The following is a 12,483-nucleotide window of genomic DNA, read 5'->3' as shown; positions in this document are numbered from 1 at the left end:
CATATAGAGTAAACATAGTAACAAAAGAAAAAATCCCCCTTGTGTTATAATTTTAATTTAAGAGAAAACCACAAAAAAACACAAGGGGGAAAAGATATACATGAATATTAAATCACAAAATGAGAAATTTTCAAAGCTGCTTTTTGTAATAAAAAGGTTACTGAAGTTTTATCGAGGAAGATAAAGCAAAATAGAAGGGGACGACCGAGGAAATTTAATCTGTTTCAGATAATAGCTTGTTTGGTTTATAAAGTTAAAAAGGGGATAAAGAGTTTCAGAGAATTAGAATATCGAATAAATCAAAACAAAGAGTTTAAGCAAGTAGTAGGTATAGAAGAAAGTCCGGACTATTCATATTTTGCAAAGTTATCAAGAAAAATAGAAGAAGAATACATGCAAGATATAAAAGATGTATTAATAGCTGAAATAGAACCTGATATGAGTATAGTGATAGTAGACTCTACGCCGCTTAGAAGTGCCAAAAATGATTCAGAAGCAAAAATAGGTATACATATTACAATAGGATTTTATAGGGGATACAAATTACATCTTTTGTGTACAGGTAAAGAAGAAGTAATACCACTTTTCTGAATTTTAACAGGGGCAAATTAATAGACGTGCGACAAGAAGAGCTTTTGTATAGGGCATGGGGCTCTTTGGCTGTGAGATTGTATTAGCAGATGCGGGATACGATTGTAGTAGAATAGTTTAATATAGCAAATGAGCTTAAAGTTAAATTTGTTGCCGGGATAAACAAAAGAAACATGAAAGATATAAACAATGTTAGCAATAGTTTTAAAAGCAAGAACATAAGATTTTTAGAAACTGAAGAGGGTAAAAAGTTATACAGGCAGAGAACAAAGATTGAAAGACTACTTAGCAAATTAAAAGGTGAAAATAATCTTGAGAATGTAAGGCTCAAGGGATTTAGAAATTATAAAAGGTATATTGATTGGATACTAAGCTGTTTGAGCAACTTCTTAGAAAGTTAGAAGGTAAAAAGTTTTCTTTCGCTTATGAATGGAATCAATAATTTATGTTTGTTTTATGCATTGCTGGTAATATTTTTTTATTCAACAACCTAATAGTAGTATTTAATCTTTAAATGTCATTTAAACACCAAAGATAACTTTTTTAAAAGAAATATTAGCAATAATTTAACTTCTTGTATTATAATAAATGGTATAAGGAAGAAATTTATGGGATAAGGAGTGAAGTCAATGCCACCAAAAAGTAATGGAAAGGAATCTGTAAAAAAAGGAGTTACTAGTCTTACATACGTGGCCCTCCCGTTTATAATTATTCTTGACATTCTTCTTGGAATTCTCATGCCAACAAGCAATCTAAAACTTTACAGCATCGTAGTTGCAACAATCACGTTTATTCTAACACTTGCAATAACAGCTTTTATGATCCGCTATGAAATGAATAAGATGATTACAAAGCTTGAAAATACTCTGGAAGTTATCAAGAACGGAGACTATAGCAAACTCATTTCATCAAAGGAATTTGGGAATATCCAAAGAGTTGCATCAAGTGTAAATGTTGTACTTTCTGACGTAAAACTTCTGATTGAGGAGTTTTTTAACTTATCAAATGCAATAGTTGGGGCATCAAAGAAGGTTACAAAGACATCTGAAGAGGCAGCTGCAGCAATTGAAGAAATTGCAAAGACAGTTGAAGAAATTGCAAAAGGTGCTTCACAGCAGGCAGAAGAAGCGCAGTATGGCGTTCTTTTAGTAAATAATCTCTCTGAACAGCTCAATGCAGTTTCAGAAAGTTATAATGCCGTAATTGAAGAAACAAATAAAATCGAGACTCTTAACAAAGACGGAATTGAAAAAATGAATGATCTTCGTGAAAAGAGCGAAGTTGCTCTTTCAACCGCTGAAAAGGTAATTGAAACAATCATGACATTCGCGGAGAGAATTAAGACCATATCCAACTTTGTTGAGGTAATAAATACAATTGCTGAGCAAACAAACCTCTTAGCCTTGAACGCTGCAATTGAAGCAGCAAGAGCAGGCGAGGCAGGCAAAGGTTTTGCTGTTGTTGCTGACGAGGTAAGAAAACTTGCTGACCAGAGTAAAAAAGCTGCAGATGAGATAAATTCAATAGTTGATGTTATCCTCAACGAGACAGAAAATACAATCAAGATTATTGACGAAATCAAAGCAGCAGCACTTGGTCAACGAGATGCTGTGATTGAGTCCCAGCAGTCTTTTGCAAAAATCTCTGATGAAATCAATGCAATTGTTGAAAAGACGCAAATTGTAAAAGAAGCTCTAAATAGAATGGAAGAGGCAAGAAATGCTGTAATAAGAGCAATTGAGAGTATATCCTCAGTCTCACAAGAAACAGCTGCTGCATCACAGGAAGTTGCTGCAACTGTTGAAAACCAGTTAAATTCTATAAACGAGATGAAATACTCAGCACAATCTTTGCAAAGGCTTGTTGATGAGCTTGATAAGAAGCTGAAGAAGTACAAAATAAGATAAAAAAAGATAAAAGGGGTTGGGAAGATAAGCCCAATCCCTTTATTTTATAGGCTTTGCATTAATCAGTTTCACAATGTCAGATAACAAGTTCTTTTCCTTAATCTCAAACCCGGCTTTTTTAACATTTTCTACTGTATTTCGATTTATATTAGCTCCATAAAGTCCAACAACCAAGGGATTTAATATATCCATTATTTTGCCTATTGGCTCTTTTTTGCTTCGAACATGTTCAAGCATTACTAAAAGCCCATCGCCTTTTAGGACTCTGTGGACTTCTTTCAATCCCAAAATGGGATCTGGTACTGAACAAAATACACAGGCTGTCACAACTGTATCGACAGAGTTATCACTAAATTCCAAATTCTGAACATCCATAAGTCTTAAGTCTACTTGCAAATTTAATTTTGCAGCCCTTTCTTTTGCTTTTTCCAGCATCTTGGGGCTAAAATCTATTGCAACTATCTCCCAATCTTGACTATAATAAGGCATATTTTTACCTGTGCCGACACCTACTTCTAAAACCTTAGGGCCTTTTATATGGCTAAATAATAACTTCCTCCACTGAGAAAACCACTTTTTCTCCATCATATTTTCAATAGCATCGTAGTATTTAGCAGCTCTGTCATATCTTTTCCTGATTATCTCTATTTTGTTTTTCATATATTTTCTCCTTTCATTTCAATATGTTTGCCATTTGTTTTTAGACTTATTTCCAGCTCACTCTATCGAAATTATTCTTTTTAAATTATTTTACCACTTTACAAAAGTTTGAGCTCAACATCTTTTTATCTGAATATGTAAGTGAACTACCGTCCACCTAAAGAGGTGAAGGCTTCATGAGAAGTTTGGCAGCAGCTCAAGCTACCCTTATTCTCACAGGGTGGTTTACACACCCACTACTGGTTATCTGCTTTACTGCAGATTCACCAGCTACTTTTGCAAGTATATTTATCGCTCCATTTATATCCGCATTTACTACATACCCACACTTTTTGCATACATACAGTCCCCTGTATCTCCTGCTACTTTTGCTAACATGCCCACATCTGCTACATCTTTGTGATGTATGACCCTCATCCACTTCCATATACCTTATACCATAATACATGCACTTTGATTTTAGCTTCCTCTTGAACTTGCCATATGGTATCCCTACAAAATTTTGATTGTTTACTCTTCCTATCTCTATCCCCTGTTTTATACCTTTCATCCTGCCAACAACTACTGCACCTATCTGATTGTTCAAACAGTGCTTGATTATCAAACTCACAGCCTGATTTAAAAAATTGTCTATTATATGCTGCCTTTTGTGAGAAACTAAAGCAAGTTTTCTGCCACATTTTATCCCTTGCTTGCTGTAAATCGACTGAAGTCTTGCCCTCTCTTTGTTGTACCATCGGTTGAGTGATTTTATATACCTGCCTTCTATCAAAAAGGCAGTCCCGATGGTATCAACCACCGCTGCAAAATTGTCAAGCCCTAAGTCTACCCCTAAATACCTGCTCAAATCAAAAATACTCAGCTGCTGCTTATCTTCATACACATACTCAATCTCAAACCATCTACCAATAAATTGCAAAGAATTTGTAAAGAATTTGTGAAGTCAATTGACTTCTAAAAATGGTCTTTGATAAAATGATTATGTAAAAATTCCGAGTAAATAAATAGGTTTACTTTAAATTTGGCAAGAAAGAACACAAGTCAATATGCAAAGGAGGAAGTTTTGGTGAGCAAGAAAGCAAAGAGAATAATTGTGTTTGCTGTTCTTTTTGCATTTATATTATCTTCACTGTACGTTCAAGCTATAATCTCCCAACAAAAGAAACAAAGCGATATACAGACTAAAACTACTTGTCAGCAGGATTTGAAACAAAGTACAAGTTCTAAAGACAAGTTACCAGATCCTCTGATAATAAACAGTGAAGGATTCATTACAGTCGGGGTAAGATATTTAAATCCTATAAAAGATGACAAAGACAACCTGGTATTTGAGGTGTTTTTTGACAATCATCAAGTTGATTTGTCCACACTCAATCTTAGCGGAAAGATATTGTTTACCACAAGTGAAGGTATAAAAGTTAAAAAAGCAACATGGCGAATTGAAGGTTCAGGGCATCACGTCATGGCATATATCAAAATACCAAAAAAATAAATGGTAAAAACCTTATTACCCCTAAAACCAAATATATCCAATTGGAGTTACAAAATATTGGAGGTGTCAAATCGAGAATTTATAGATGGGATAAGAAGTTTTTGAATTAGGAGGATCTATAAAGTGGCTTATTTACTACCTTTTGCAGCAGGCTTAGCATCTTTCTTTTCCCCCTGCATAGTACCTATGATAAGTGTATATTTTTCAGCTATCACAGGTGTTTCGGTTAGAGATTTGAAGGATATAGAAGTTCACAAAAGAATGAGAAAATTTATACTTATAAATACCTTTATATTTGTATCTGCCTTTACACTTGTTTTTACAATGGCAGTGGCTTTAGGTGGAAGTATTGGCAGGTGGCTAAGTGGTTATACCACGATAATGAATAAAATAGGTGGGGCAATAACTATAATAATGGGACTAAACCTAATTGGTCTGTTAAATTTGAACTTTTCGTTTTCGAACAAATACAGTGCAGATAACATTAAAACATCTTCAAGATATCTTACCACTTTTTTAATAGGGCTGTTTTTCGCTATAGTATGTTCCCATTGCATCGGGCCAATTTTATACTCCATATTGATATATACCACAACCACAAAAAGTGCCTTTGTAGGAATAACAATAATGCTATTATTTTCCTTGGGTCTTGCAATACCGTATTTGCTTGTTGGTTATTATCTACCTTACGCGATTAATGCCATAAAAAAAGCAAAGAAATTCCAAAATGCTATCTGTGCAGTTGCAGGAGCTACTCTCATTTTCCTTGGCATTGTGATGTTTTTAAACAAACTCCAAGACTTGACAGCAATTTTTAGCAGGCTACTACCTTATAAATTGCCGTTTGGAATGTAATTGATACAAAAAATTGTAATAATGGAGGAAATAAAAGTGATTTTAGTTGTTATCAGCTTAGCATCAATTTCATTGTTTATATACCAGGTCATTTTAAATCGAATATATTCTACCTTATTTTGGTATCATTATATCTTTTTAATTACATCATTTGCCATATTTGGGCTTGGAATAGGTGAAATAACAGCTTACAATTAGCGTCAAAAAAGTGAAAATTTAAAAACTATTTTATCGGTTAAGGCCTTATTTCTTCTATCTATCTCGTACATATTTTCACTGGGAATTATATATGTATTGCCGTTTCAAAACAACGTATTGATTTATTTAATTCTGGCCACATTACCTTTTGTAGCAGGTAGTTACTTTTTCTCTATTGTATTTGAGCAGTTTGGAAAAATAAGCAACAAGTCATATTTTGCAGACCTCATAGGCTCAGGATTTGACAGCATAATTGTGTTGCTTCTACTTAACAATCTTGGAATATATCGGTCTGTAATTTTGATTTGTATTATTTCAGTAATAGCTTGGCTACTTTTTACTTTGCAGCTAAAAAAGAAAACTTTGCTTGGTGGTATTGGTGTATTGATTCTTTTCATGTTAGCGCTCTTTATTCCGAACAAGTACGTAAATTCAATTGAACAAAACTTTATTGGATTTATCACAAACAAAACAAAAACACTTGGCACTATTGCAAAATCAAACCAAAAAGCTAAGATTGTCTACACTAAATGGAATGCATTTTCACGAACAGATGTCATTAAAGTAGAAGGTGATAACGATGAAATGATAGTAACAATTGATGAAACAGCAAATGCACCTATGTATAGATTTGATGGTAAAAAAAGTAGCTTGAGCAAATATAAAGATGACATTGAATATCTGCCTTTTTCCTTTGGAAACAATCATAAAACGTTGATAATTGGGCCTGGCGGTGGAAGAGATATTTTGTATGCTTTAGCTGGAAATAGTAAACAAATAACTGGAGTTGAAATAAATACATCAAGTATTGACGCTGTAAGACACTTTAAAGAGTTCAATGGAGATATTTATAACAGACCAGAAGTAAAAATCTATGGTGAAGATGGCAGAAATTTTGTGAGAAAATCTAAGGAAAAATATGATGTGATATTCTTAGCACTGGTCATGACAAATGCATCCCAAAACATAGGTTATGCTCTTTCAGAAAACTACCTGTTTACAGTTGAAGCTCTTGAGGACTATATGAATCACTTAACAGATAATGGAAAACTCGCCTTTTTGGTTCACGACAAAGAGGATATGAGCAAACTGATAGCAACCATTTTGCGTGTACTGAATAAAAGAGGTATATCAATCAAATAAGCTCCAAAGTATATGGCTATCTTCACCAAAGAAATTCAACTAATGAACGGCAATGAACATATTCATTATCCAATGATCATTGTAAAAAACAAGCCTTTTTCACAACTTGAAAGCAAGAAATTAAAAGAGACTGCGGATAAAGGAAAGATTGTCCCGCTTTATATTCCTTATGTTAATGACAAGGAACCACTTTACCACATAAAGCAAGGACATTTGACTTCAGTAGAGTTCTAAAACGGATTTTCATTTAGCGCAACACCTGCAACAGACGACAAGCCATACTTCTATGACTTTAGCAAAGGTGTTTCACCTGTGCTGGTATTTATCTTCTTTTTCATACTTCTGGGAAGCATGATATTGTTTACACCAATTATCTCTCAAGAAAATGCGTTCAAACCTTCTTTGTATTTTTCAAGCTTAGGAATAGGATACATGCTAATTGAGATTCCGCTTATTCAAAAGTTTATTCTATACCTGGGTCATCCAGTACTTGCCTTCAATTATGTACTTGCTGGGCTTTTGATTGGCAGCGGAATAGGTGCATATTTTAGCAATGCAAAGGTGTTTAACAATCTGTCAAATAGAATATACTTACCTGCTCTATTGGTCATGGTAATAAATATTGGTCTAATATTCTCTTTAAACTCAATATTCAAAGTGACCTCTGATTTTAGCTTAGTTAGCAAAATACTAATTGCAGCCATACTGGTTATGATTCAAGGCTTTTTCATGGGAATGCCGTTCCTAAGAGGTATAAAGATATTAAGCGAAAATAAAAAGAAAAGCAAAACAATTCCTGTGATGTGGGGACTCAATGGTGCAATGTCAGTTATAGGCTCAGTATTATAAATTATGCTTTCAATGGAATTTGAATTTTCCATTGCTATGCTTGCAGGAGCTATTTTATATGGACTTATAAGCTTACAAAATAGAAATTTGGTAACTGCTAAATAAAAAATGTGAGGGGGAATTTAGGGATGAAAGAGGCACTCTGCTTATACTTCTTGCAATGAGCGGATGTTTGCTAGCACACATTTTCATGCACAAAGCAATGATGAAAAGAGGTTGCCACGGCCATGACCACCACCACAGCAATGAAAACCAAAAAGCATCTGACTTCAAAGATCACCAGTTCCATCAACATCACCACAGTGAAGAATTAGTTGCACTTGATAAACCTAAAAGTGAAGAGAACAAGTAGAGGGATTTATCCCTCTTTTTTTGTGATTTATCACATCAAATTGGACAATATAGACAAAAAAGTTCATATGGTATATAATAATGCAAACGATATCATTTGAGAAAGGGGAATATTTCAATGAAGAGAATCTTAAGGTACATACTCATATTTGCTATCGTTTTCGCAGTTGGACTTAGTTCATTTTTGGCAGGTCTTTCTAATTCTCAAAGTCCAGTTCAAACTAAAAAAGGCGGTTTGATTTTCTACGAAGTTTTTGTCAGGTCATTTTATGATAGCAATGGTGATGGCATAGGGGACATAAATGGTCTGGCTGAAAAACTGCCATATATCAAATCCTTAGGTGTAAATGCCATCTGGCTTATGCCAGTATTTGAATCTCCAAGCTATCACGGATATGATGTGACTAACTATTACAAAGTCAATCCCGACTATGGTACAAATGAAGATTTCGTCAACTTCATAAAAAAGGCTCACAAGATAGGTATCAAAGTAATTATAGATATGATGATAAATCACACAAGTAGCAAACACCCTTGGTTTATAGAGGCATCAAGCAATAAAAATAGCAAGTACAGAAACTATTATATCTGGGCAACACCAAACACAAACCTCGATGAACCATCAGACCTTGGCACAAGACAATGGTATAAAAAGTGTGATAGTTATTACAATGCTATATTTTGGTCTGAGATGCCAGACCTCAATTTTGACAATAAAGCTGTGAGAGAAGAGATGAAGAAAATTGCCAAGTTCTGGTTAGAAAAAGGAGTAGATGGATTTAGGCTTGACGCCGCAAAGCATATTTATCCTTTGAGCAGAGAAAAAGATACTCTTGCGTGGTGGGAAGAATATGCAAAATTCTGCCGAAGTATTAAAAAAGATGTGTACCTTGTTGCAGAAGTGTGGGACAGCCCTCAAAGAATAGCGCAATATGCAAAGATTTTTGATTCTTGTTTTAACTTTACTGTGGCTCAAAACATCATTGAAGGAGTAAAATATGAAAATACTCAAACTTTGCAAAATAATCTCTCTTCAATATACAATCTCTACAAAAATGTCAATCCTCAATTTGTTGATGCACCATTTTTGACAAACCATGATATGAACAGAGCTTATTCTGAAATTGGGTCAAACAGCAAAATGAAATTAGCTGCAGCATTATTATTGACACTGCCTGGCAATCCTTTCATCTACTATGGTGAAGAAATTGGCATGAAAGGACAAAAAACAGATGAATATATTAGAGAGCCATTCAAATGGTATGAGACATGGAAAAAAGGACAGACAAACTGGGAGATGAGCCTTTACAATAGCGGCCCTGATGTTGCTTCAGTTGAAAAACAAGAAAAAGCCAAAAATTCTCTGCTCAATTTCTACAGAGACATGATTGGTTTCCGAAAAAAGAACTTACCATTACTAAAAGGAGACTTCCAGTTAATTAAAACCTCTGCTGATACACTTTGTTTCGCAAGAGTTTACAATAATCAGAAGATAGTTTTAATTTTTAACTTCACGGGCAAGGAATTATCAAAGACTATAACCCTGCCATCTAATATTAAGCTTGCCGGCAAAATAGTTAAAGGATCTGGGAAAATCTTGTCTTTAAAAAATGGAAAACTTGCTTTTTCAATAAAACCTTATTCATTTATCATCTTAAATTAATAGTCAGAAGCATAAAATTTTCATTTAAGGCAACATTAAAAGATTAAAAGGCGGGTAACTTCCTCAGAATCACCCGCCTTTAAGTTTTTTCAAAAATTTTTTTAAAATGAAATTTTTCTAAAATGCTGCTTTATAAATTTCCATTATCTCTTCTACAGTATCTTGTCTTGGATTTGTCAAACCACAAGCATCCTTTAGGGCATTTTCAGCCAAAGTCCTTATGTCTTCATCTTTTACACCCAATTCTTTCAAACCAGCTGGTATTCCTATTTCTTTTGACAAAGCCTTAATGCTCTCAATTACCATTTCACCGACTTTTTCTTGCGAAATTCCTTGCACATCAATCCCCATTGCTTTTGCAATGTCAATGAATCTGTGAGGAACCACCTTTAAATTGTACGACAAAACATGTGGTAATAACACTGCATTGCACACCCCATGTGGCAAATCATAAAATCCTCCTAATTGATGTGCCATTGCATGAACATAGCCCAAACCTGCAATGTCAATAATGTACTTTTTGTAGGAAAGTACAGCCTAGATTTGACAGAGACATACAAAAAGATTGTTGATACATTCTTCAGCAGAAAAGTTAACAGAGAGTTTCTCCTTGATTTATATACTCAAGAGTCTGTATATGATATCTTCAAATACAGAGGTGCTGAGAAGATAATAAACGATAAAAATTCAGAAATATATCATATCTTGGATTATATAAACACCAATTATTTGCGCAAATTAAAGATTTCAGATATTGCCAAAGAATTTAACATGAAAGAATATGAATTTACTAAGTACTTTAAAAAGTTCACAGTGAAATCACCAAAGGAATATGTTAAAGACTTAAAACTTAATAAAGCAAAAGAGTTATTAAAATTCGAAAATGTTACCAATGTGTGTTATGACATAGGGTATGAAAATATTTCTCATTTCATTAAAGAATTCAAAAACAAGTTTGGAGTTACACCAAACTTATACAAGAAAACTCTAAATAGCTAAGAACAAAAAGTGTCGATCTTATCTGTTCAAGGAAACTCCTTGAGAAAAAAGAGGCTGTCCAAAAACAATAATTTTTAATAACCAAAATCAAGCATTTGATGGTATTTAATGTTAATATTGAACTATGCAGTAAAAAGCAAGAGGGTTGGCTGGCAATTTTGCCCCAACCCCCTATTATTATCTTCGCCAATCTTTCTATGTTATAGGCAATACAAACCAAACTCTACTTTAGCTTCACACCCTTCATACCCCTGAGCAGGAATCTCCTAAACCCTTTATTGTTCTTTATTATCCCAAATACTGTCTCAACTTCTATCTTCCTTTTTTCGTAAATCTCTTCGCCTTCTCTACTTAACAGCCTTTGCCTCACCTCTTCCTTCAATTTCTCTAACCTCGGTCTTATACTAAATCTCTTCTTCCATCTCTTACCTTTATAACATTTTTCTCTGTGTTCACAACCATTACAAATATCTTCACATTGATATACCTTCTCATAACTTACAAATCCTCTCTCATTTGCACTTATCTTCGGATATAAGTATTTCACCTTCTTACCAGCAGGACAAATATATGCATCTTCTTCAGCTATGTACTCCCAGTTCCTTACATTGAAAATATCCTTCTTAAATCTTCTTGTCTGTTCCAAGTCAAATGTGTTATACTTAATGTAGCTATTTATGCCACATTCTTTCAGATGAAGGTAGTTTTCTTCAGACCCATAGCCACTGTCTGCTACAATGTTCTTTGGCATGAAACCTGTTATCTTCGTCACAAGCTCAAGGTGTTCCTTTAGACAGACAGTGTCTGTGGGACTTTGGTGGATGCTAAAACCTATGACAAATCGGTTCTGTGTGCCGATTTGTACATTATACCCGGGTTTTAGCATCCCATTTTTCATATGGTCATCCTTCATCCTCATAAATGTGGCATCATTGTCTGTTTTTGAAAAACTATTCCTGCCATTTAAGATCTGCTCATAAGACTCATATTTCTTGAGTCTTAATACGCAGTTGTTTTGGAGAGTTTTTACAAGCTTTTTCACTCTCCTTTCTTTCCTTTTGCTCCCAAAGTTAGCTTCTGCTATCTTTTGGGAGAGTTCTTCAACTTTTTGTTCAAGCTCTTGGCTATCATAATCAGCTTCTAAATTGACATCCAACTCGCCAAGAATTCTGTCTTCTTCCTCATTTATCCTCTCTATTTCATTAAGAATTTCTCTTACTTTTTCTCTTAATTTCTTTTTGTATGTTCTTGTACTTCTTGCCCATACAAATGTATACTTGTTCGCATTTGCTTCAATCTTTGTCCCGTCAAGGTAGTAATACTCAAAGTTTACATACCCCAGTTTTACAAGAAGTTCAATAACTTGTGCGAAAATCTCTTCAATGCAATCACCTATTATCTCTTTTCTGAATCTATTGATAGTTCTGAAATCAGGGGTTTGAAGTTTTGAAAGCCACATAAAGGTTATATTCTCTTGAAGTGCTTTTGCTATCTTTCTTGAAGAGTATATCCCCTGTATGTAAGCATAGATAAGTACTTTCAAAAGCATCAAAGGATGGTAGCTGGAAGTCCCACCACCTTTGTATTTCTCTACTATGGTTGAGATATCTATTTTATCAATGACTTTATCGATTGCTCTTACTAGATGAGTTTGAGGGATAAAGGCTTCAGGGTCGATTGGCATTATTAATTGGTTGGGGTTATATTCTTTGAAGACTATTTTATCATGTTTGCGTGGCATATTAATCCTCCTTATGTAATCATTTCTGAGATAT

At 34.2% G+C, this 12,483-nt stretch carries 9 protein-coding genes and 4 pseudogenes; 9 read left to right on the top strand and 4 right to left on the bottom strand.

The window, feature by feature from the left end:
• Positions 1-100 precede the first annotated feature (100 nt).
• Positions 101-1,033, top strand: a pseudogene (locus tag OTJ99_RS01525) (transposase).
• Positions 1,034-1,220: 187 nt separating this feature from the next.
• The gene (locus tag OTJ99_RS01520; protein ID WP_045165923.1) at positions 1,221-2,498 is read left to right on the top strand and encodes a methyl-accepting chemotaxis protein; all 1,278 of its coding nucleotides are present in this window, start codon (positions 1,221-1,223) and stop codon (positions 2,496-2,498) included.
• 39 nt (positions 2,499-2,537) lie between these two features.
• Here OTJ99_RS01520 and OTJ99_RS01515 read toward each other — a convergent pair whose 3' ends face one another.
• On the bottom strand, positions 2,538-3,158 hold the full coding sequence (locus tag OTJ99_RS01515; RefSeq protein WP_045165922.1) for a class I SAM-dependent methyltransferase: 621 nt from the start codon (positions 3,156-3,158) through the stop codon (positions 2,538-2,540).
• A gap of 196 nt (positions 3,159-3,354) precedes the next feature.
• Positions 3,355-4,074, bottom strand: a pseudogene (locus OTJ99_RS01510) (RNA-guided endonuclease InsQ/TnpB family protein); the annotation flags it as partial.
• A gap of 150 nt (positions 4,075-4,224) precedes the next feature.
• Here OTJ99_RS01510 and OTJ99_RS01505 point away from each other — a divergent pair.
• The 6 genes from OTJ99_RS01505 to OTJ99_RS01480 all read left to right on the top strand — a co-directional run bounded on the left by OTJ99_RS01505 (position 4,225) and on the right by OTJ99_RS01480 (position 9,709).
• Positions 4,225-4,650, top strand: coding sequence for a hypothetical protein (locus OTJ99_RS01505; RefSeq protein WP_045165943.1), 426 nt, complete (start codon positions 4,225-4,227; stop codon positions 4,648-4,650).
• Positions 4,651-4,773: 123 nt separating this feature from the next.
• Positions 4,774-5,505: a cytochrome c biogenesis CcdA family protein gene (locus tag OTJ99_RS01500; RefSeq protein WP_045165921.1), complete on the top strand. Its 732-nt coding sequence runs from the start codon at positions 4,774-4,776 to the stop codon at positions 5,503-5,505.
• A 294-nt stretch (positions 5,506-5,799) separates the two neighbouring features.
• Positions 5,800-6,846 carry a spermine/spermidine synthase domain-containing protein gene (locus tag OTJ99_RS01495; protein WP_235374843.1) on the top strand — a complete coding sequence of 349 codons (1,047 nt, stop codon included), beginning with the start codon at positions 5,800-5,802 and terminating at the stop codon, positions 6,844-6,846.
• Between the two features lie 42 nt (positions 6,847-6,888).
• Positions 6,889-7,080, top strand: a complete 192-nt coding sequence (locus OTJ99_RS01490) for a hypothetical protein (protein ID WP_235374842.1) — start codon at positions 6,889-6,891, stop codon at positions 7,078-7,080.
• A 78-nt stretch (positions 7,081-7,158) separates the two neighbouring features.
• Complete coding sequence (locus tag OTJ99_RS01485; RefSeq protein WP_235374840.1) at positions 7,159-7,695, top strand: hypothetical protein; 537 nt, start codon at positions 7,159-7,161, stop codon at positions 7,693-7,695.
• Positions 7,696-8,164: 469 nt separating this feature from the next.
• Positions 8,165-9,709, top strand: coding sequence for an alpha-amylase family glycosyl hydrolase (locus tag OTJ99_RS01480; RefSeq protein ID WP_045165919.1), 1,545 nt, complete (start codon positions 8,165-8,167; stop codon positions 9,707-9,709).
• Positions 9,710-9,826: 117 nt separating this feature from the next.
• Here OTJ99_RS01480 and OTJ99_RS01475 read toward each other — a convergent pair.
• Positions 9,827-10,210: pseudogene (locus OTJ99_RS01475) on the bottom strand (L-threonine dehydrogenase); the annotation flags it as partial.
• Between OTJ99_RS01475 and OTJ99_RS01470 the strand changes: the two are divergent.
• Positions 10,178-10,708 carry a helix-turn-helix domain-containing protein gene (locus tag OTJ99_RS01470; RefSeq protein WP_083943559.1) on the top strand — a complete coding sequence of 177 codons (531 nt, stop codon included), beginning with the start codon at positions 10,178-10,180 and terminating at the stop codon, positions 10,706-10,708. The pseudogene OTJ99_RS01475 and the gene OTJ99_RS01470 overlap by 33 nt on opposite strands.
• On the opposite strand, the pseudogene OTJ99_RS01465 reads toward OTJ99_RS01470, so the two are convergent.
• Positions 10,671-12,449, bottom strand: a pseudogene (locus tag OTJ99_RS01465) (IS1182 family transposase). The gene OTJ99_RS01470 and the pseudogene OTJ99_RS01465 sit on opposite strands and share 38 nt — an antisense overlap.
• Positions 12,450-12,483: the final 34 nt, after the last annotated feature.

This window comes from Caldicellulosiruptor naganoensis, assembly GCF_026914285.1.
Taxonomy (GTDB): domain Bacteria; phylum Bacillota; class Thermoanaerobacteria; order Caldicellulosiruptorales; family Caldicellulosiruptoraceae; genus Caldicellulosiruptor; species Caldicellulosiruptor naganoensis.
Note: the sequence above shows the minus strand (reverse complement) of the source record. Positions and strands in the feature narration are given on the sequence as shown.

What these genes read in the sequence shown, in the direction of transcription:
- OTJ99_RS01520 (WP_045165923.1), top strand. Translation starts at nt 1,221, where the DNA reads ATGCCACCAAAAAGTAATGGAAAGGAATCTGTAAAAAAAGGAGTTACT.
- OTJ99_RS01515 (WP_045165922.1), bottom strand. Translation starts at nt 3,158, where the DNA reads ATGAAAAACAAAATAGAGATAATCAGGAAAAGATATGACAGAGCTGCT.
- OTJ99_RS01490 (WP_235374842.1), top strand. Translation starts at nt 6,889, where the DNA reads ATGAACGGCAATGAACATATTCATTATCCAATGATCATTGTAAAAAAC.
- OTJ99_RS01480 (WP_045165919.1), top strand. Translation starts at nt 8,165, where the DNA reads ATGAAGAGAATCTTAAGGTACATACTCATATTTGCTATCGTTTTCGCA.
- OTJ99_RS01470 (WP_083943559.1), top strand. Translation starts at nt 10,178, where the DNA reads ATGTGCCATTGCATGAACATAGCCCAAACCTGCAATGTCAATAATGTA.